This window comes from Streptomyces sp. NPDC047028, from assembly GCF_040644095.1.
In the GTDB taxonomy this organism is placed as follows: domain Bacteria; phylum Actinomycetota; class Actinomycetes; order Streptomycetales; family Streptomycetaceae; genus Streptomyces.
Genome location: NZ_JBEYVS010000030.1, coordinates 53,707 through 72,160, shown reverse-complemented (window position 1 = coordinate 72,160; position 18,454 = coordinate 53,707). Strand labels below are relative to the sequence as shown.

Sequence of the window (18,454 nt, the reverse complement as noted above, 5' to 3'; positions counted from 1 at the left end):
TTTTCCTCCCGAAATTTCACCTTATTGGCCATCCGGGCGCGCCCCTGCCCCGTATCACTTGTGTCGCATGTTTCGGGAGGAACCTCATGGCGATCTTCAGCAGTCTCTTCCCTGCCAAGTTCGGCCACGATCGCAACGGAAAGGACACGACCTCACAGGTCGACGACACGTCGATGCGTAGGCAGCGTCGGCGTCGCCGGACCAACCGCCACAACAACTCGGGTCACAAGTGGTGACCACACATGCCGGCTGAGCGGACCGGAGTCCGGAGGACCCGGTCCGCTCCGCGGTCGTCCTCCGACGCCGTGGTCGCGGCGGCGCCCCCGGTGCCGCTGCGCGAGGTGTTTAGGAGGTTCTGGCCCTACACCCGGGGCGGCCGGCGCTGGTTCGCGCCGATCCTCCTGTTCAGCCTGATCGGCCCGTGCGTGGACGCGGCGGAGATCTGGCTGTTCAAGGTCGTCGTGGACGAGGTGCTCGTCCCCCGGGACCTGCATCCCTTCCTGTGGATCGCACCGGCCTACCTGGGCCTCATCATCTGCTCGGGCGCCCTCGGCTACGCGGACGACGTCACCTCCACCTGGGTCAGCGAACGCTTCCTGCTCGGGCTGCGCTCCGACGTGTTCCGGCACGTCCAGGGCCTCTCGCTCGGCTTCTTCGAACGCCGCCGGCTCGGGGACGTGCTGTCCCGGGTCACCGGCGACGTCGACGCGGTCGAGACGTTCCTGCTCTCGGGCGTCGCGAACGCCCTCTACTACGTGGTCCGGCTCGGCGTCTTCCTCGGGCTGCTGGTCTACCTGCGCTGGGACCTGACCCTGCTCGCCCTGTTCATCGTGCCGCTGTTCTGGGCCGCCGCCCGGCACTTCTCCCGGCTGATCAAGGACGCCTCGCGGGAACGCAGACGGCGCAGCGGCTCGATCAGCGCCATCGCCGAGGAGTCGCTGGGCAACGTCGCGCTGGTGCAGGCGTACAACCGGCAGGAGTGGGAGGAGCGCCGGTTCGACACGGAGAACGAGGGCCGGTTCCGGGCGGCGATGGCGTCGGCGCGGATCCGTGCCGTCTACGGTCCCGTCGTCGAGATCATCGAGGTGTGCGGCGGCCTCGCGGTCATGGGTCTTGGCACCTGGAAACTCGCCCAGGGCCAGCTCACGCTGGGCGGGCTGCTGGTCTTCCTGGCCCTCATCACCAAGCTGTACAGCCCGGTGCGCTCATTGTCCCACCTCGGGACCACCTTCTACGCGGCCTCCGCCTCGGCCGAACGCATCATCGAACTCCTGGACCAGCGGCCCCAGGTCGCCGAGGTCACGGGCGCCCGGCACACCGGCCGGGTCCGGGGCGAGGTGACCTTCGACGGCGTCGGCTTCCGCTATCCGGGCTCACCGGCGTGGGCCCTGACGGACGTCTCCTTCCACGTCGCACCGGGCGAGACCCTGGCGCTGGTCGGGGCCAGCGGCGCCGGCAAGTCGACCGTCGCCAAACTGCAGTTGCGCTTCTACGACCCCGACCGGGGAGCCGTCCTCCTCGACGGGACCGACCTGCGCGAGCTGCGCCTCACCGACGTGCGGGAGAGCGTCGCGGTGGTGTTGCAGGAGACCCTCGTCTTCCACGGCACCGTGCGCGAGAACATCGCCTACGGCCGGCCGGGGGCGACCGACGCGGAGATCGTCGCCGCGGCCCGCGCGGCGGACGCCCACGCGTTCGTCGAGCGGCTCCCGGCGGGTTACGACACCCTGGTCGGCCAGCGCGGCCGGACCCTGTCCGGCGGCCAGTGCCAGCGCCTGGCGATCGCCCGCGCGATGATCAGGGACGCGCCCGTGCTGCTGCTCGACGAGCCGACCACCGGGCTCGACGTCCGCTCCGGGCGGCGGATCATGGACCCGCTGCGCCGGCTGATGGCCGGGCGGACCACGGTCGTCATCTCCCACAACCTGCTCACCGTCCGGGACGCCGACCGCGTCGTCGTCCTCGACCAGGGGCGGGTCGTCGAACAGGGCGCCCACGAGGACCTGCTCCGGCACGAGGGGCCGTACGCCCGCCTGCACCGGCTGAACGCCATGACCGCGCTCCCCGACGACGGGAAGGTGCTGTCGTGAGCGTCTCCACCGTCCGGCAGGCCCCGCCGCTCCTGGCCCCGGGCGCCCGGCCGGCCCCCGGCTACCAGATCCTCGCCCACCTCACCCGCACCGGCTGGCTCGACGTGTACGACGCCTGGAGCGCGGAGCGGGACTGCCGGTGCGTGGTCAAGGTCGTGCGGCCCGACCGGCGGAGCGAGCCGCGGATGACCGGACGGCTGCTGCGGGAGGGCCGCTGGCTGCGCGAGTTCAGCCATCCGCACCTGGTCCGCGGCTACGACGCCTTCGACGGCCCCGAGCCGCTCGTGGTCCTGGAGACCCTGACCGGTGAGACGCTGTCCCATCTGGTGGACCGGCTGCGGCGCCGGCCGGCCGCCGCCGACGTGGCGCTGCTCGGCGTGCAGGTGTGCTCGGCGGTCCACTACCTGCACGGCCGGGGTCTGCTGCACCTGGACCTGAAGCCGTCCAACGTGGTGGTGGACCGCGGGCACGCGAAGGTGCTCGATCTCAGCGTGGCGCGGCCCCCCGGTCCGGCGCCGGCCGGGCTGGGCACGTTCGGCTACCTGTCGCCGGAGCAGGCGCGCGGCGGGCCGCTGACGGCCGCGGCCGACGTGTGGGGCATCGGAGTCACGTTGTTCGAGGTCGCCTGCGGTGACGTGCCGTTCGATCCCGGCGAGACCGTGGACGACTCGGACGGCGGGAGCGGCGGGAGCGGCGGGAGCGGCGGGAGCGGCGGCGGCCCGTTCGGTGACGGTCCCGGAGACTGGTACCCGCAGCTGGAGGAGAGCGCCCCGCCGGTCGTGTCCCGGCGCCGGCTGCCGTCCGCGCTGGCCGCCGCCATCGACCGCTGTCTGCTGCCCGACCCGGCGTCCCGGCCCACCGTCGCCGCTCTGGCCGCCGCCCTCGACGCGACCCTCCCCGTCCGGCAGCGCCCCGCTCCCCGCGTCTGAGCCGCTCGGCCCGCCGGGGTTCAGTCCGCCGGGGTCTGGATGTGCCCGGTCTGCAGCTGGGCCCGGGCCAGGAGCGTGCCGCCCGTGGACAGCAGGCGGGCGCCGGACAGCGCGGCGGGGTCGACGTGGGCCGCCACGCCCCACTCGCCGTGCCCGTCGCGTACCGCGAAGTCGCCGACGCGGACGGAGCTGCCGTCGGTGTGCTCCAGCAGGCAGACGACCCGACCGGTGTACGGCGTGCCCGAGGCGGCCGCGTCGAGGGACACGAAGATCCACCCGGGGCTGCCCGGGTGGGCGTAGACCTCGCCGACGGACCGGCCGCGGCCGCCCGGCGTGGTGAGGTCACCGACCAGCAGGCGTTCGGACTCCAGGGCGGACGAGGCCGTCGAGGAGGACGCGGCCTGTTCGACGGCGGTGCCGACGGCCCAGCCGCCGAAGCCGCAGACGAGCGCCGCGGCCACCGCGGCCGACGCGATCCGCAGCCGGGCCCGCCGGGCGGGTCCCCCAAGGCCCTGGCGCAGCCGGCCGGGGCCGCGGGGCTGCGGGCGTTCCTGGAGCGTCGGCGCGGCCGGGGTCATGCGGAGCGCGGCCCGGGACTCGAATCCGAGCGGTGGTTCGCGGTCCGGGAGCAGGCCGATCAGCCGGTCGCCGATCAGGGTGAGCTGCCCGACGTGTTCCCGGCAGTCCGCGCACTGGTCCAGGTGAGCGACCGCCTCGGCGCGTTCCCGTCCGGGCAGCACGCCCAACGCCAGCTCGGCGCCGTACGCCCGTACCCTCTCGCAGGTCACGTCACTGGCCATGGTCGCCTCGGCTCTGCGGCCCCGGCGCCGCGAGCGTGGTCCTCAGCTTGCCCATCGCGGCCCGTATCCGCGTCTTGGCGGTGCCCAGCGGGATGCCCTCGGAGTCGGCGACCTGCTGGGCCGTCAGGCCGTAGATGCCCGCCATCACCAGCGCACGGGCCTGTTCCCGCGGCAGCCGCGCCACGGCGGCCCGGAGCTGGGCGGAGGCCTCGTCGGCCAGCGCCCACCGCTCGGGGGTCTCGGTGACGATGCCGAGGAGCGCGTCCAGGTCCTCGGGCGGCACCGGCTGCGTCCGGCGGGCGCGGACGGCGTCGATGGCGAGGTTGTGCGCGATGGTCGTCAGCCAGGTCGTGACCGAGCCGCGGCGCGGGTCGTAGATCTGCGCGTGGCGCCAGGCCCGTTCGAAGGTCTGCTGGGCGATGTCCTCGGCGAGCTGCCGGTCCCCGGTGACGGCCATGGCGACACCGAAGACGCGGTGCTGGAACCTCCGTACGAAGGTGACCGCGAGTTCCGGGTCACCCGTGGACAGCCCGGAGAGGAGAGCCTCGTCCGGGAGGCGCCCGACGGGAAACCGGAAACCCGACACACCTGTGTATACGGCCGACCACCGCCAGGGGATTGCCCGCCGGCTGCGGAAGAACACCCGTCCATTGTCCGCCGCGGGCGCGGGGCCCGCACCCGGGTCAGTGCCCGTTCTGCGCCAGCCGCAGCAGGTGGTCCGCGAGGGCCTGGCCGCCGTCCGGCTCGCGGCTGATCAGCAGCAGGGTGTCGTCGCCGGCGATGGTGCCGAGGATGTCGTGCAGCTCGGCCTGGTCGATCGCCGAGGCGAGGAACTGGGCGGCACCCGGCGGGGTGCGCAGGACCACGAGGTTGGCCGAGGCCTCCGCGGAGATCAGCAGCTCCTGGGAGAGGCGCCGCATGCGCTCCTCCTTCGCCGACCCGCCGAGCGGTGCGCGCGGGGTGCGGAAGCCGCCCTCGCTGGGCACCGCGTAGATCAGGTCGCCGTCGGTGTTGCGGATCTTGACCGCGTTCAGCTCGTCGAGGTCGCGGGAGAGCGTCGCCTGGGTGACGCTCAGCCCGTCGTCGGCGAGCAGCTTGGCCAGCTGGCTCTGCGAGCGCACCGGCTGCCGGTTGAGGATGTCCACGATCCGGCGGTGGCGTGCGGTGCGGGTCTGCGGTACGGCGGGCCCGGCACCCGGCTGTTCCGCGTGCTCGTGTTCCTGCGCCTGGCTCATCGTCGTCTCATTCTCCGGATCGTTTGTCCCCGTGTCCCGGGTCCACCGCGCCGAGGATGCCGGGCAGCGCCCGGAGGAAGGCGTCCACCTCGTCGTCGCCGATGTTCAGCGCCGGCATGAGCCGTACGACGTCGGGGGCGGGCGCGTTCACCAGGAAACCGGCCTCCTGGGCCGTCTGCTGCACCTGTGACGCGTGTGGCCCGGTGAGCACGATACCCAGCAACAGGCCCGCGCCCCGGACATGGTCGATCATCGGGTGGCCGAGGGACTCGATCCCGTCGCGGAGCCCGCCGCTCTGCCGCTTGACGTTCTCCAGCAGGCCCTCGGACTCGATGGTGTCGAGGACGGCGAGTCCGGCGGCGCAGGCGACCGGGTTGCCGCCGAAGGTGGTGCCGTGGTGGCCGGGGTGGAGCAGGTCGGCGGCGCGTCCGAAGGCGACGGTGGCGCCGAGCGGCAGGCCGCCGCCGAGCTGCTTGGCGAGGGTGACGACGTCGGGCAGCACGCCGTCGTGGGCCTGGTACTCGAACCAGTGCCCGGTGCGGCCGATGCCGGTCTGCACCTCGTCGAGGACGAGGAGGGCGCCGGTCGCCGCGGTGATGGCGCGGGCCGCCTTCAGATAGCCGGGCGGCGGGACGACGACGCCGAGTTCGCCCTGGATGGGCTCGATGACGACGAGGGCGGTCTCCTCGGTGACGGCGGCGGCCAGGGCCTGCGCGTCGCCGAAGGGCACGTGGGTGACGTCGCCGGGCAGCGGCTGGAACGGCTCCCGCTTGCCCTGCTGTCCGGTGAGCGCGAGGGCGCCCATCGTACGGCCGTGGAAACCGCCTTCGGTGGCGACGACATGGGTCCGTCCGGTCAGCCGGCCGATCTTGAACGCGGCCTCGTTGGCCTCGGCGCCGGAGTTGCAGAAGAAGACCCGGCCCTCCCGGCCGAACAGCCCGAGCAGGCGTTCGGCGAGGGCGACGGTCGGCTCGGCCATGAAGAAGTTGGAGATGTGGCCGAGGGAGCCGATCTGCCGGGTCACGGCCTCGACGATCGCGGGGTGGGCGTGGCCGAGGGCGTTGGTGGCGATGCCCCCGACGAAGTCGAGGTACTGCGTGCCCTCGGCGTCCCAGACCTTCGAGCCCTCGCCGCGCACGAGGGGCATCCTCGGCGTGCCGTAGTTGTTCATGAGCGCGCCCTGCCAGCGCGCGGTCAGCTCCTGGTTGCTCATGACTCCCCCTCGTGGTCGTCGGGCTCGTCGGGCACGACCATCGTGCCGATGCCCTCGTCGGTGAAGATCTCCAGCAGGATCGAGTGCTGGACCCGGCCGTCGATGACGCGTGCGGTCTGCACGCCGCCGCGCACGGCGTGCAGGCAGCCCTCCATCTTCGGGACCATGCCCGAGGACAGCTCCGGCAGCAGCTTCTCCAGCTGGGAGGCGGTGAGGCGGCTGATCACCTCGTCGGAGTCGGGCCAGTTCTCGTAGAGGCCCTCGACGTCGGTGAGGACCATCAGCGTCTCGGCGCCGAGGGCGGCGGCGAGCGCGGCGGCCGCGGTGTCGGCGTTGACGTTGTAGACGTGCCCGTCGTCCTGGGAACGGGCGATGGACGACACGACCGGGATGCGGCCGTCGGCGAGCAGCGCCTCGATGGCGCCGGTGTCGATGTCGGTGATCTCGCCGACCCGTCCGATGTCGACCAGTTCGCCGTCGATCTCGGGCTGGTGCCGGGTGGCGGTGATGGTGTGCGCGTCCTCGCCGGTGAGGCCGACGGCGAGCGGGCCGTGCTGGTTGAGCAGCCCGACCAGCTCTCGCTGAACCTGGCCGGCCAGCACCATCCGTACGACGTCCATGGCGTCCTCGGTGGTGACGCGCAGGCCGGCCTTGAACTCGCTGACGATGCCGTGCCGGTCGAGGGCGGCGCTGATCTGCGGGCCGCCGCCGTGCACGACGACCGGCTTGAGGCCGGCGTGCCTCAGGAAGACGACGTCCTGGGCGAAGGCGGCCTTCAGCTCCTCGTCGACCATGGCGTTGCCGCCGAACTTGATGACGACGATCCTGCCGTGGTGCCGGGTCAGCCAGGGCAGCGCCTCGATGAGGATCTGGGCCTTGGGCAGTGCGGTGTGTTTCCGGGTCACATTGCTCATGACGAATAGGCGCTGTTCTCGTGGACGTAGTCGGCGGTCAGGTCGTTGGTCCAGATCGTGGCGGTCTCCGAGCCGGCGGCCAGGTCGGCGACGATGTGCACCTCGCGGTAGCGCATGTCGACCTTGTCGCGGTCCTCGCCGACGGAGCCGTTCTTGCACACCCAGACGCCGTTGATGGCGACGTTCAGCCGGTCCGGCTCGAAGGCGGCGGAGGTGGTGCCGATGGCGGACAGGACACGGCCCCAGTTGGGGTCCTCACCGTGGATGGCGCACTTCAGGAGGTTGTTGCGGGCGATGGAGCGCCCGACCTCGACGGCGTCGTCCTCGGTCGCGGCGCCCACCACCTCGACCTTGATGTCCTTTCCGGCGCCCTCGGCGTCCCGGATGAGCTGCTGCCCGAGGTCGTCGCAGACCTGCCGTACGGCCTCCGCGAACTCGGCGTGGTCCGGGGTCAGGCCCGAGGCGCCGGAGGCGAGGAGCAGCACGGTGTCGTTGGTGGACATGCAGCCGTCGGAGTCGACCCGGTCGAAGGTGACCTTCGTGGCCGCCCTGAGGGCGCGGTCCAGGGTGGCGGCGTCCAGGTCGGCGTCGGTGGTGAGGACGACGAGCATGGTGGCGAGGCCGGGGGCGAGCATCCCGGCGCCCTTGGCCATGCCGCCCACCGTCCAGCCCTCCTTGGTGACGACGGAGGTCTTGTGGACGGTGTCGGTGGTCTTGATGGCGATGGCGGCCTTCTCGCCGCCGTGCTCGGAGAGCTGTCCGGCGGCGGTCTCGACGCCGGGGAGCAGCTTGTCCATGGGGAGCAGGACGCCGATGAGCCCGGTGGAGCAGACGGCTACCTCGCCCGCGCCGGTGCCGAGCACCTCGGCCGCCTTCTCGGCGGTGGCGTGGGTGTCCTGGAAGCCCTTGGGTCCGGTGCAGGCGTTGGCGCCGCCGGAGTTGAGGACCACGGCGGTGACCTGCCCGCTCTTGAGGACCTGCTCGGACCACAGCACGGGGGCGGCCTTGACGCGGTTGGAGGTGAAGACGCCGGCGGCGGCGCGGCGGGGGCCGGTGTTGACCACGAGGGCCAGGTCGGGGTTGCCGTTCTCCTTGATCCCGGCGGCGATGCCCGCCGCCGTGAATCCCATTGCTGCCGTCACACTCACGGCGCGACTCCGATCGTGGTCAATCCGGTGGTCTCGGCGAGACCGAGGGCGAGGTTCATGCTCTGCACGGCACCGCCCGCGGTGCCCTTGGTCAGGTTGTCGATGGCGCTGATCGCGATGATCCGGCCTGCCTCGGCGTCGTACGCCACCTGCACCTGGACGGCGTTGGAGCCGTACACCGAGCCGGTGGCCGGCCACCGGCCCTCGGGGAGCAGATGGACGAACGGCTCGTCGGCGTAGGCCTTCTCGTAGGCGGCGCGCAGGGACTCGGCGGTGACGCCGGGCCGGGCGGCCGCGCTGCACGTGGCGAGGATGCCGCGGGGCATGGGTGCGAGCGTCGGGGTGAACGACACCGAGATCCGCTCGCCCGCCGCTCCGCTGAGGTTCTGGATCATCTCGGGGGTGTGCCGGTGGCCGCCGCCGACGCCGTAGGGGGTCATGGAGCCCATGACCTCGCTGCCCAGCAGGTGCGGTTTGGGTGCCTTGCCGGCGCCGGAGGTGCCGGAGGCGGCGACGATCACGGCCTCGGGCCCGGCGAGCCGGCTCGCGTAGGCCGGGTACAGGGCGAGGGAGACCGCGGTGGGGTAGCAACCGGGCACCGCGACGCGCTTGGACCCCTCCAGCGCGGCACGGGCACCCGGAAGTTCGGGGAGGCCGTAGGGCCAGGTGCCGGCGTGCGGAGAGCCGTAGAACCGCTCCCAGTCGGCCGGGTCCTTCAGCCGGAAGTCGGCGCCCATGTCGACGACGAGGACGTCCGGGCCGAGCTGTTCGGCGACGGCGGCGGACTGCCCGTGGGGCAGCGCCAGGAAGACGACGTCGTGCCCGGCGAGCTGCTCGGCCGTCGTCTCGGCCAGCACCCGGTCGGCCAGCGGCAGCAGGTGCGGCTGGAGCGCGCCGAGCCGCTGCCCGGCGTTGGAGTTGCCGGTCAGGGCACCGATCTCGACCTCGGGGTGTGCGAGGAGCAGGCGCAGGAGTTCTCCGCCCGCGTATCCGCTCGCTCCGGCCACCGCCGCACGTACCGCCATGTCCACCCTCCTCTGGATGGCATGACTATACGTATCGCTGCACGTTTATGCAATCGTGCCGGGTGATCTCCGGGGCAGCATGATCCGGCGGGAGACAAGGAAGGTCACCGGGATCGCCGCCGCGGAGGCCAGCAGGGGGGCGAAGCGGCTGGAGGTGCGCAGCAGGTCGACCATCACGTAGACGGTGGCCGTGGTGATCACGAAGTTGGTGACGTTCGTCAGGGGGAACAGCACGAACTTCCGCCAGGTCGGCCGCGTGCGGTAGGTGAAGCGCGCGTTCAGGAAGAAGGACCCGACCATGCTGAGCACGAAGGCGAGGGTGTGGGCCGCCAGGTAGGGCAGCCAGGTGAGGAACAGCAGGTAGAGCAGGTAGTAGGCGGCCGTGTTGACCGCGCCCACCACCCCGAAGGTGAGGATCTGTCTCGATATCAAGGAAAGTGGTCTTTCGCCGGTTCCGCGTCGGCTTCCAGCATGGCCGACTTGACCTTGAGCACACTCGAAGTCCTACCGTTCCAGCGTTCCGGTCACGCTGAACGGCAACGCACGCATACTACGGACGACCGCCGCGCGAGCGGCGGACGGGGACGGACGACCACATGAGCGAGAGCACCACCCGTGAAGAGCGCTTCGACCGCGGCCTGGAGGTCCTGCGCAGCGTCGACGGCGAGGCCGGACAGCGGGTCATCGACTCCCTCGCGGACATCAGCCCCGAGCTGGGCCACCAGATCGTGTCCTGGGGCTTCGGCGAGATCTACGCCCGGCCGGAACTGGCCCCGCGCGACCGCCAGCTGGTGACCATCGGCATGCTGACCGCGCTCGGCGGCTGCGAGCCCCAGCTGGAGGTGCACGTCAACGCCTCCCTGAACGTGGGCCTCACCCCGGAGCAGATCGTCGAGGCGATGCTGCACGCGGCCGGCTACTGCGGCTTCCCGAAGGCCCTGAACGCCACGTTCGTGGCCAAGAAGGTCTTCGCCGAGCGCGGGCTGCTGCCGCTCGGCCAGGAGTGACGGTGGCCGCCTGGCTTCCGGTGCCCGACGTCCTCGCCCACCTGCGCGGCAGCTGGCGGGTCGAGCGGAGCGTCCGGGACCTGGCGGGCGGGGACGAGGGCCGCTTCCACGGGGTCACCGTCTTCGGCCCGCTCGACGGCGGCGGGCTGCTGCACGAGGAGTCGGGCACGTTCACCTGGCGGGGCGTGTCCCGGCCCGCGACGCGGACGCTGCGGTTCCTGCCGGGCGCCACGCCGGGCACGGCCGAGGTGCGGTTCGCGGACGGGCGGCCCTTCCACACGCTGAACCTGACGTCCGGGCGGTGGATCGCCGAGCACCCGTGCGCGGCCGACCGCTATCGCGGCGAGTTCGCCGTCCTCGACACCGACCACTGGCGGGCGGTGTGGCGGGTCGGCGGTCCGGCGAAGGACCTCGTGCTGACCACCGGCTATACGCGTGAGCGCTGACCACCGGCTATATGCGTGAGCGCTGAGCGGCGATCCCGTCGAGCCGGAGGTTCCAGCGGCCCGAGCAGCCGCTGACCGTGGTCGTCGACAGCGGGCGGACGTCGATGTTCCAGTACGTGGCGGGCGGCGCCTTCAGGGCGTAGACGAGGGCGGCGCGGATCACGGACGGCTCGGCGACGGCGACGATCCGGCCGCCGTCCTCCACCGGTCGGGTGTCCAGCCAGCCGCCGACCCGGGAGATGAAGGCGAGCAGCGACTCGCCGCCGTGCGGCGTGGAGCGCGGATCGGCCAGCCAGGCGTCCACGGACTCCGGCTCGCGGGCCATCGCCTCGCCCAGCGTCAGCCCGCGCCAGCGGCCCATGTCGCAGTCCCGCAGGGCGAGTTGCACCAGCGGGGCGTAGCCGAGCGCGTCGCCGGTGGCGCGGCTGCGCGGGGTCGGCGAGCAGTAGCGCAGCTCGGCCGCCGCGAGCGGCAGCAGCTCCCCGGCGAACCGCTGCACCTCGTCCCAGCCGGCCTGGTCCAGCGGCCGGTCGTCCTCGAAGCGCTCCGCGAGCAGCGGGGAGCTGCGCGCGGCGGCGACGAACGTCACCCGAAGTTGCATGCGGTGATGGTGTGCCGCCCGTGCGGGCAGGTCAAGGGGCGTTACCGCTGAGTTACCCGGGGTGTGCGGACGCTCACGCGAAGGAGCCCGGCCCGGGGGCGCGGCCTTCGAGCACCTCGCCGCAGGCCGCGCGCAGCCGCCGTACCCCTTCGGTGATCTCGCCGGTGCCGGCGACCGCGGCGAAGCTCAGGCGGAGGTGGGCGGCCGGGGGTTCGGCGCTGAAATAGGGGCGGCCGGGGGTGAGGGCGACGCCGGCGCGGAGGGCGGCGGCGGTCAGGGCGCCCTCGTCGGTGCCGTCGGGCAGGCGGAGCCAGAGGTGGTAGCCGCCGGACGGGATGTGCGGCAGGGCGAGTTCGGGCAGCCTCAGGGCGAGCGCGCCCGTCATGGCGTCACGGCGGGTCTTCAACTCGGCCGAGAGGTTGCGCAGATGGCGGGGCCAGGCCGGGGAACCGACGAGTTCCAGGGTGGCCTCCTGCAGTGGCCGGGGCACGAAGAAGCTGTCCACGACCTGGATGGCGCGCAGCCGTTCCAGGACCGGTCCGCGTGCGGCGAGCGCGCTGACCCGGAAGCTCGGCGAGGTCGCCTTGGTCAGCGAGCCGACGTGGACGACGACGCCGTCCGGGTCGTCGGCGGCCAGCGGACGGGGCAGGGGCCCCGCGTCGGCGTGCACGAGGCGCCGCACGAAGTCGTCCTCGACGACGAACGCGCCGGCCGCGCGGGCGATGCGCAGCACCTCGGCGCGCCGGGCGGGGGCGAGGACGGCGCCGGTCGGATTCTGGAACAGGGGCTGGCAGACGAACACCCGGGCGCCGCTGGCCCGGAAGGCGTCGGCGAGCAGGGCGGGTCGCACGCCGTCGGGGTCGACGGGTACGGGGACCGGGCGCAGTCCCGCGGCGCGGGCGAGGGCGAGCATGCCGGGGTAGGTGGGCGATTCGACGAGGACGGGGGCGCCGGGCGGGGCGAGGGCGCGCAGGGCGGTGGCCAGCGCGGACTGGCCGCCGGCGGCGATCAGCACCTCGGCGGCGGTGACGGACCCGCCGATGCCGCGGGCGAACCACTCCCGCAGCTCGGGCAGGCCCTCCAGCGGCGGCCGCCCCCAGGCGCCCGGGCGCCGCCCGGCCCGGGCCAGGGCGGCGGCCATGGCCCGCTCGGGCTGCAGGGAGGGGTGCGGGTAGCCGCCGTTGAACTCCAGCACGCCGGGCGGCGGCGCGGCGAGGGAGACGGTGACGCCGGTGGCGTCCACGGTGCGCGGTACGAGGTCTCCGGCGCCGTCGGCGCTCAGCGCGACCTCCTGCCAGGAGGTGTCCCCGGCGGGTACGGCCGCCTCGCGCGGGCCGGCCTTGAAGGCGCCGGCGCCGGGACGGGTGACGACGAGCCCCTCGGCGGCGAGCCGGCCCAGCGCCCGGGACACGGTCACCGGGCTGACCCGGAACCGCTCGACCAGGGCCCGGCTCGACGGGAGCTTTCCGCCAGGTGAGTAGCGGTCGAGGTCTCGCCGCAACTGTTCTGCCAGTTCACCGACACTGCTACGCTCTTGCATGAGAGTAAAGAGTAGCGCTACTGCCGCAAGCCCGATAGCGGTCACCGCCCCCGGGGAGCGCCGCCTTCTCGGTGTCGGGCAGGCCGCGCTCGGCGTCGTCGCCTTCTCCCTCACCTTCCCCGCGACCGCCTGGGGGCTGGAGGGCTTCGGCCCGTGGTCGCTGGTGGCGGTGCGCAGCGTCCTCGCGGCCCTCGTCGCGGGAGGCTGTCTGCTGGCCCTGCGGGTGCCGCTGCCCGAGCGGCGTCATCTGCCGGGGCTCGCCGTGGTCGGGGCGGGCGTGGTGCTGGGCTTCCCGCTGCTGAGCACGCTCGCGCTGGAGACCTCCACCACGGCGCACGCGGCCGTCGTGGTGGGTCTGCTGCCGCTGACCACCGCACTGTGCTCGGCGCTGCGGATGGGCACCCGGCCCTCGCGCCGCTTCTGGCTGGCGGCGCTGACGGGAGCGGCGGCCGTGCTCGCGTTCACCGTGGGGCAGAGCGGCGGCGCGCTCACGGCGGCCGACGCCTACCTGTTCGCGGCCCTGGTGGTGTGCGCGGCCGGCTACACCGAGGGCGGCCGGCTGGCCCGGGTGTTGCCGGGCTGGCAGGTCATCGGCTGGGCGCTGGTGCTGTGTCTGCCGCTGACCGGGCCGATGGCCGCGCTGGCCCTGTCGCACGAGCCCGTGCACCTGACCGGGCACGCGGTCACGGGCCTGCTGTGGGTAGCGGTCGGCTCGCAGTTCCTCGGCCTGGTCGTCTGGTACCGGGGCATGGCGGCCGTCGGGATACCGCGGGCGAGCCAGTTGCAGTTGGCTCAGCCGCTGCTCACACTGGTGTGGTCGGCGCTGCTGCTGGGCGAGCACCTCACGGCGGCCGCTCCGCTGACCGCCGTCGCCGTGCTCGTGTGCATCGCCGTCACGCAGCGGTCGTGAACGTGAGGAGGGTCTGATGCGCGCAACCGTGGGCGACCAGCTCGTCCAGCACGGCAGAGTGGTCGGACAGCACGACCAGGTCTCGGAGGTCGTGGAGGTGATGGGCTCGGAGGGCAATCCGCCCTATCGCGTCCGCTTCTCCGACGGCCATGAGGCGATCATGTCCCCCGGCGCCGACTGCGAGGTCCGACACCAGGAGACACAACGGCAGATGTGATCAGCGCGGTGGTCCCGCCGGCTGCCCGTAGTGGTCGGCGACCACCCGCGCCATCGCCCCGACGGGGTCCGTCGCCACCTCCGTCGCGGCGAAGAAGACGTGCCCGCGCACCTGGGGGTACGCGGCGGCGAACGTGAGGTGCCGGGACAGTTCGGCCGGGTCCTGCCAGGCCGGGGGCTGTCCTGCGGCGCCCGCCTTGTACAGCGCCTCGCCGATGTAGAGGCGCGTCCCCGTGCCCCGGGCGACGTCCGCCCACCAGTCCACGAGCTTGGCGTAGTCGGCGGCGGCGAAGCCGATGTTCCAGTACACCTGCGGGGCGATGTAGTCGATCCAGTGCTCGCGGACCCATCTGCGGGTGTCCGCGTGCAGGTCGTCGTACGTCTGCACGCCCGCCCGGGTGTCGGAGCCGAGCGGGTCGGTGCTCGCGTTGCGCCACACCCCGAAGGGGCTGATCCCGAACCGCGTGCGAGGCCGGATCAGCTTGACGCCGGCCGCGATCTCGCGGACCAGCCGGTTGATGTTGTCGCGCCGCCAGGCGGCCCGGTCGGGGAATCCGCCGCCGTAGGCGGCGTACGCCTCGTCGTCGTCGAAGGTCTGACCCGCGACCGGGTACGGGTAGAAGTAGTCGTCGAAGTGCACCGCGTCCACCGGGTACTTGACGACCGCGTCCAGGATGGCGCGGCGCACGAACGCGCGGACCTCGGGCAGCCCCGGGTCGTAGTAAAGCTTCCCGCCGTACGGCACCACCCACTCCGGGTGCCGGCGTGCCGGGTGCCAGGGGGCGAGCCGGGTGAGGTCGGTGTGGTTGGCGATCCGGTACGGGTTGAACCAGGCGTGCAGTTCGAGCCCCCGCGCGTGGGCCTCCCGCACGGCCGTGCCCAGCGGGTCCCAGCCCGGGTCCTCGCCCTGGGTCCCGGTCAGGTACTCCGACCACGGCTCGAACGGCGAGGGCCACAGCGCGTCGGCGGTGGGCCGCACCTGGAAGACCACGGTGTTCAGCCGGTCGCGGACCGCCCGGTCGAAGTGGCCGATCAGCTCCGCCCGCTGCTCGTCCGCCGTCAGCCCCGGCCGGGAGGGCCAGTCCCGGTTGGACACCGTGGCCACCCACACACCGCGCATCTCGCTCCGGGCCCGCGGCCACCGGAAGGCGGCCGCAGCGCTCTGCGCCGTCGCCACCGTGGGCGCCGTCACCACCGTGGACAGCGCGGCCAAGGTGAAAGCGCGCCGTGACATCCGCCCCATCTGCACACCCCCAAACCGTCCGGACCCGCTCCGTCACGGATCGTCGTGCGCATCAGCATGCCCCTACCCGCCCGATCGATCATCGATACTTCGCGGTAACGTGCACGGTCGGAGCAGGCGCCGAGACCCGGACGACCTGACACAGCCGACAGATCAGCGAAGGGGACGATGTGACGGACATCCCAGCGGGAGACATCGCTCGCGTCGGAGTCGTGGGCTGCGGCCAGATGGGCGCCGGCATCGCCGAGGTGTGCGCCCGCGCCGGACTGGACGTGAAGGTCGCCGAGACCACCGGCGAAGCCCTGGAGATCGGCCGCACCCGGCTGTTCAACTCCCTGGCCAAGGCCGCCGAACGCGGCAAGATCAGCGAGGCCGAGCGGGACTCCACCCTGGCCCGGCTGAGCTTCACCACCGACCTCGGCGAGTTCGCCGACCGCGATCTGGTGATCGAGGCGGTCGTGGAGAACGAGCAGGTCAAGACCGAGATCTTCCAGGTACTCGACCAGGTGGTGACCCGGGCCGACGCGATCCTGGCCTCCAACACCTCCTCGATCCCGCTGGTGAAGCTGGCGGTGGCCACCTCGCGGCCCGACCACGTGGTCGGCATCCACTTCTTCAACCCGGCCCCCGTGCAGAAGCTCGTCGAGCTGGTTCCCGCGCTCACCACCTCCGAGGGCACGCTGAGCCGGGCCCAGCTGTTCGCCGAGAAGATCCTCGGCAAGCACACCATCCGGGCCCAGGACCGCTCCGGGTTCATCGTGAACGCGCTGCTCGTGCCCTACCTGCTGTCCGCGATCCGCATGTTCGAGTCGGGCATCGCCGGCCGCGAGGACATCGACAACGGCATGGAGATGGGCTGCGCCCACCCGATGGGCCCGCTGCGGCTGTCGGACCTGATCGGCCTGGACACCATCGTCTCCATCGCCAACTCGATGTACGCCGAGTACAAGGAGCCGCTGTACGCCGCTCCCCCGCTGCTCCAGCGCATGGTCGAGGCGGGCCGGCTGGGCCGCAAGACGGGCTCCGGCTTCTACACCTACCGCTGACCCCACGGCCGTACGGGCCCGGCACCGAACGCGGTGCCGGGCCCGTACGGCCGTTCCGCGAACCCGCTCCGGTCAGCGGCCGTCGGTGAGCCGGAGGTGGTGGAGCAGGAGTAAGGCGGCCGCCATGTTGGCGGCGGGGACCTCCCCCCGGGCTATCAGATCGGGTACGACCTTGAGCGGGACCCATTCCCTGCGGTCCGACTCGAAGTCGTCCACCGGGTGGCCACGGTACTCGCCCTCCTCCGACCAGAAGACGTGGTGCCGGGCGTCGGTGAGGCCGTTGGACGGCTCCACGGTCATGAGGTGGTGCAGGGGCCCCGGCCGCCAGCCGGTCTCCTCCTCCAGTTCCCTGGCGGCCGCGCCCGCGACGTCCTCGCCGTCCTCCACGACCCCCGCGGCCAGCTCCCAGCCCCAGCTGTCGGTGATGAAGCGGTGCCGCCACAGGAGCAGCACCTCGTTGGCCTCGTTGACGACGGTCGCCACGGCGACGGGCCGCAGCCGGATCAGGAAGTGGTCGAGGTGTCTGCCGTCCGGCAGCTCGACATCCGCCAGGTTGACGCTGAACCAGCGGTTTTCATACACAGTTCGTTCGCTCTGTTTCGTCCACTGCACGGTTCTGCCACCTTCCGCTGAGTAAGGGGCAATATCGCAGCAGCGGCGGCGCACCTACAGGGCGTCTACAGGGGCACCCGCAGCGCTCCGTCGATGAGTTCGGCGGCCTCGGCGGTCCCGGCGGAGCCGTTGCGCACCAGGTGTTCGCGTACCGCGCGCAGCCGGTCGCGCAGGCGCTGGGACTCCATACCGCGCGCCTGCTCGGCCATCCGCACGGCGGTGGCCACCGCCCGGTCGGCGTTCCCCTGGCGCAGTTCGATCGTGCTGAGCATGGCCAGCCGGTGCACCCGGCCGCGGTCGTGCGCCGGGTTGTCCACGGCGGCCGCCGCGTGCTCTCCCGCGGCGGCGAGTTCACCGAGACTCAGCAGCGCCTCCGCCACCTGGACGTTGACCAGGCCCGGCTGGACGTACCCGGTCTCGTCGGGCTCGTAGCCGCGCCGGATGCGCTCGGCGGCGGTCTCCGCGCGGCGGATGCAGGACAGGGCGCCGCTGCCGTCGCCGATGTGGGCGTACGCCTTGGCCTGCATCGCGTACAGGTCGGAGGCGAGCGCCGGCGTGATGTGCTTTCCGGCGGCACGCAGCGCGGCCTCCGCGAAGGCGACGGCCTGCCGGTACTCCCGCATGAACAGGGCCTGGTTGACCAGCAGCGCGATCACGTACGCGCCGAGTCCCCGGTCGCCGCTGGCCTTCGCCAGTCGCAGGGCCTGGTGGAAGTAGCGCTGGGCGAGCCCGTGCGCGTCGGAGTCGTACGCACAGATCCCGGCGATCGCCACCAACCCGCCTGTGGCGCGGTGCAGTTGGCGGCCGGTGGCGTCGGTGTAGCTGCCGCGCAGCAGGGGGGCCGCCTCGGCGTTGAGGAACCCGACGATCCGGGCGCGGGTCGCGATGCCGCCGGCCTTCCGGTACATCTGCTCGTAGTGGGTGCGGGCGGCGCGCAGCATCTCCAGGTCGGCCGGGGTGACGCGGTGCCGGCCGCCACGGGAGACGTCCACGTCCTCCGGCGGGTTCTCCCACTCCCACACCGGCATCACGGCGGGCGTGCCGGTGACCGCGGGGGCGCCGAGGACGTGCGGGCGCTGCTGCTCGTCGGAGCGCCACAGGGCGGTGGCCCGCTCGACGAACCCGGACAGGGAACCGGCGTGCGGGCTGCTGGGCTCGCCGGGGACGCCCAGGCCGATGTCGTCGAGGGTGACGGGGCGGTGCAGGCGGGCCGCGAGCACCTCGCAGATCAGGTCGGGCACCTGGCCGCGGGGACGCTGGCCCTTCAACCAGCGGGCCACCGCGGTGTGTTCGTACCTCAGCGCGAGTTGGCGGGCGCGTCCGGCCTGGTTGACGTGGGCGGCGAGACCGGCGTGCGAGATGCCGGCCTCGTCCAGGATCGCGTCGAGCAGAGTGTTGGGCTGCATTCAGGCCCCCCGAGTGCGTGGTGCGCGTCAGCGTAGTGGCTGCGCCTTCACACGGGGTGTGAACGGAGTGCGC

At 72.8% G+C, this 18,454-nt stretch carries 20 protein-coding genes; 7 read left to right on the top strand and 13 right to left on the bottom strand.

The features are described from left to right. Nucleotides 1–242 precede the first annotated feature (242 nt). Complete coding sequence (locus ABZ854_RS25295) at nt 243–2,090, top strand: ABC transporter ATP-binding protein (protein WP_361214682.1); 1,848 nt, start codon at nt 243–245, stop codon at nt 2,088–2,090. Further along, nucleotides 2,087–3,019 (top strand): serine/threonine-protein kinase, encoded by a 933-nt coding sequence (locus tag ABZ854_RS25290; RefSeq protein ID WP_361214680.1) that lies wholly within the window; start codon nt 2,087–2,089, stop codon nt 3,017–3,019. Before ABZ854_RS25295 ends, ABZ854_RS25290 begins: the two co-directional genes overlap by 4 nt. A gap of 20 nt (nt 3,020–3,039) precedes the next feature. Here ABZ854_RS25290 and ABZ854_RS25285 read toward each other — a convergent pair whose 3' ends face one another. The 8 genes from ABZ854_RS25285 to ABZ854_RS25250 form a co-directional block, all read right to left on the bottom strand. Continuing rightward, nucleotides 3,040–3,819 carry a zf-HC2 domain-containing protein gene (locus tag ABZ854_RS25285; protein ID WP_361214678.1) on the bottom strand — a complete coding sequence of 260 codons (780 nt, stop codon included), beginning with the start codon at nt 3,817–3,819 and terminating at the stop codon, nt 3,040–3,042. Then, nucleotides 3,809–4,405 carry an RNA polymerase sigma factor gene (locus tag ABZ854_RS25280; RefSeq protein ID WP_361214752.1) on the bottom strand — a complete coding sequence of 199 codons (597 nt, stop codon included), beginning with the start codon at nt 4,403–4,405 and terminating at the stop codon, nt 3,809–3,811. Before ABZ854_RS25280 ends, ABZ854_RS25285 begins: the two co-directional genes overlap by 11 nt. Nucleotides 4,406–4,502: 97 nt before the next feature. Then, entirely contained in the window at nt 4,503–5,054 is a 552-nt protein-coding gene (locus ABZ854_RS25275) for an arginine repressor (RefSeq protein ID WP_129310128.1), read from the bottom strand. Between the two features lie 7 nt (nt 5,055–5,061). Beyond that, nucleotides 5,062–6,267 carry an acetylornithine transaminase gene (locus ABZ854_RS25270; RefSeq protein ID WP_361214676.1) on the bottom strand — a complete coding sequence of 402 codons (1,206 nt, stop codon included), beginning with the start codon at nt 6,265–6,267 and terminating at the stop codon, nt 5,062–5,064. After that, on the bottom strand, nt 6,264–7,181 hold the full coding sequence (gene argB, locus ABZ854_RS25265; protein WP_361214674.1) for an acetylglutamate kinase: 918 nt from the start codon (nt 7,179–7,181) through the stop codon (nt 6,264–6,266). Before argB ends, ABZ854_RS25270 begins: the two co-directional genes overlap by 4 nt. Then, nucleotides 7,178–8,329 carry a bifunctional glutamate N-acetyltransferase/amino-acid acetyltransferase ArgJ gene (argJ, locus tag ABZ854_RS25260; RefSeq protein ID WP_361214672.1) on the bottom strand — a complete coding sequence of 384 codons (1,152 nt, stop codon included), beginning with the start codon at nt 8,327–8,329 and terminating at the stop codon, nt 7,178–7,180. Before argJ ends, argB begins: the two co-directional genes overlap by 4 nt. Next, entirely contained in the window at nt 8,326–9,354 is a 1,029-nt protein-coding gene (gene argC / locus ABZ854_RS25255) for an N-acetyl-gamma-glutamyl-phosphate reductase (RefSeq protein WP_361214670.1), read from the bottom strand. Before argC ends, argJ begins: the two co-directional genes overlap by 4 nt. A gap of 45 nt (nt 9,355–9,399) precedes the next feature. Further along, nucleotides 9,400–9,786, bottom strand: coding sequence for a GtrA family protein (locus tag ABZ854_RS25250; RefSeq protein ID WP_361214668.1), 387 nt, complete (start codon nt 9,784–9,786; stop codon nt 9,400–9,402). Between the two features lie 164 nt (nt 9,787–9,950). On the opposite strand from ABZ854_RS25250, the gene ABZ854_RS25245 reads away from it, so the two are divergent. Next, nucleotides 9,951–10,361, top strand: a complete 411-nt coding sequence (locus ABZ854_RS25245; RefSeq protein WP_361214666.1) for a carboxymuconolactone decarboxylase family protein — start codon at nt 9,951–9,953, stop codon at nt 10,359–10,361. A 2-nt stretch (nt 10,362–10,363) separates the two neighbouring features. Continuing rightward, entirely contained in the window at nt 10,364–10,807 is a 444-nt protein-coding gene (locus tag ABZ854_RS25240) for a DUF6314 family protein (protein WP_361214664.1), read from the top strand. A gap of 7 nt (nt 10,808–10,814) precedes the next feature. On the opposite strand, the gene ABZ854_RS25235 is transcribed toward ABZ854_RS25240, so the two are convergent. Then, nucleotides 10,815–11,408, bottom strand: a complete 594-nt coding sequence (locus ABZ854_RS25235) for a histidine phosphatase family protein (protein ID WP_361214662.1) — start codon at nt 11,406–11,408, stop codon at nt 10,815–10,817. A 73-nt stretch (nt 11,409–11,481) separates the two neighbouring features. Then, nucleotides 11,482–12,948, bottom strand: coding sequence for a PLP-dependent aminotransferase family protein (locus tag ABZ854_RS25230; RefSeq protein WP_361214660.1), 1,467 nt, complete (start codon nt 12,946–12,948; stop codon nt 11,482–11,484). Here ABZ854_RS25230 and ABZ854_RS25225 point away from each other — a divergent pair. Together ABZ854_RS25225 and ABZ854_RS25220 are read left to right on the top strand one after the other, a co-directional pair. After that, the gene (locus ABZ854_RS25225) at nt 12,947–13,858 is read left to right on the top strand and encodes a DMT family transporter (RefSeq protein WP_361214658.1); all 912 of its coding nucleotides are present in this window, start codon (nt 12,947–12,949) and stop codon (nt 13,856–13,858) included. The genes ABZ854_RS25230 and ABZ854_RS25225 overlap by 2 nt on opposite strands. A gap of 16 nt (nt 13,859–13,874) precedes the next feature. Continuing rightward, the gene (locus ABZ854_RS25220; protein ID WP_361214656.1) at nt 13,875–14,075 is read left to right on the top strand and encodes a DUF1918 domain-containing protein; all 201 of its coding nucleotides are present in this window, start codon (nt 13,875–13,877) and stop codon (nt 14,073–14,075) included. Here ABZ854_RS25220 and ABZ854_RS25215 read toward each other — a convergent pair whose 3' ends face one another. Next, nucleotides 14,076–15,317: a family 10 glycosylhydrolase gene (locus ABZ854_RS25215; RefSeq protein ID WP_361214654.1), complete on the bottom strand. Its 1,242-nt coding sequence runs from the start codon at nt 15,315–15,317 to the stop codon at nt 14,076–14,078. 170 nt (nt 15,318–15,487) lie between these two features. Here ABZ854_RS25215 and ABZ854_RS25210 point away from each other — a divergent pair, with 170 nt between their 5' ends. After that, a complete protein-coding gene (locus ABZ854_RS25210) occupies nt 15,488–16,363 on the top strand; it encodes a 3-hydroxybutyryl-CoA dehydrogenase (RefSeq protein WP_361214652.1) in 876 nt (291 codons plus the stop codon). A 72-nt stretch (nt 16,364–16,435) separates the two neighbouring features. Here ABZ854_RS25210 and ABZ854_RS25205 read toward each other — a convergent pair whose 3' ends face one another. Both ABZ854_RS25205 and ABZ854_RS25200 read right to left on the bottom strand, forming a co-directional pair. Continuing rightward, entirely contained in the window at nt 16,436–16,975 is a 540-nt protein-coding gene (locus ABZ854_RS25205; protein WP_361214651.1) for an NUDIX hydrolase, read from the bottom strand. Nucleotides 16,976–17,040: 65 nt separating this feature from the next. Continuing rightward, complete coding sequence (locus ABZ854_RS25200; RefSeq protein WP_361214649.1) at nt 17,041–18,381, bottom strand: transcriptional regulator; 1,341 nt, start codon at nt 18,379–18,381, stop codon at nt 17,041–17,043. Between the last annotated feature and the right edge of the window lie 73 nt (nt 18,382–18,454).

Excerpts from the sequence above, each read along its gene's own strand:
- ABZ854_RS25295 (WP_361214682.1), top strand. The coding sequence starts at position 243 with ATGCCGGCTGAGCGGACCGGAGTCCGGAGGACCCGGTCCGCTCCGCGG.
- ABZ854_RS25285 (WP_361214678.1), bottom strand. The coding sequence starts at position 3,819 with ATGGCCAGTGACGTGACCTGCGAGAGGGTACGGGCGTACGGCGCCGAG.
- ABZ854_RS25275 (WP_129310128.1), bottom strand. The coding sequence starts at position 5,054 with ATGAGCCAGGCGCAGGAACACGAGCACGCGGAACAGCCGGGTGCCGGG.
- ABZ854_RS25270 (WP_361214676.1), bottom strand. The coding sequence starts at position 6,267 with ATGAGCAACCAGGAGCTGACCGCGCGCTGGCAGGGCGCGCTCATGAAC.
- argB (WP_361214674.1), bottom strand. The coding sequence starts at position 7,181 with ATGAGCAATGTGACCCGGAAACACACCGCACTGCCCAAGGCCCAGATC.
- argC (WP_361214670.1), bottom strand. The coding sequence starts at position 9,354 with ATGGCGGTACGTGCGGCGGTGGCCGGAGCGAGCGGATACGCGGGCGGA.
- ABZ854_RS25245 (WP_361214666.1), top strand. The coding sequence starts at position 9,951 with ATGAGCGAGAGCACCACCCGTGAAGAGCGCTTCGACCGCGGCCTGGAG.
- ABZ854_RS25235 (WP_361214662.1), bottom strand. The coding sequence starts at position 11,408 with ATGCAACTTCGGGTGACGTTCGTCGCCGCCGCGCGCAGCTCCCCGCTG.
- ABZ854_RS25225 (WP_361214658.1), top strand. The coding sequence starts at position 12,947 with ATGAGAGTAAAGAGTAGCGCTACTGCCGCAAGCCCGATAGCGGTCACC.
- ABZ854_RS25230 (WP_361214660.1), bottom strand. The coding sequence starts at position 12,948 with ATGCAAGAGCGTAGCAGTGTCGGTGAACTGGCAGAACAGTTGCGGCGA.
- ABZ854_RS25220 (WP_361214656.1), top strand. The coding sequence starts at position 13,875 with ATGCGCGCAACCGTGGGCGACCAGCTCGTCCAGCACGGCAGAGTGGTC.
- ABZ854_RS25215 (WP_361214654.1), bottom strand. The coding sequence starts at position 15,317 with ATGGGGCGGATGTCACGGCGCGCTTTCACCTTGGCCGCGCTGTCCACG.
- ABZ854_RS25200 (WP_361214649.1), bottom strand. The coding sequence starts at position 18,381 with ATGCAGCCCAACACTCTGCTCGACGCGATCCTGGACGAGGCCGGCATC.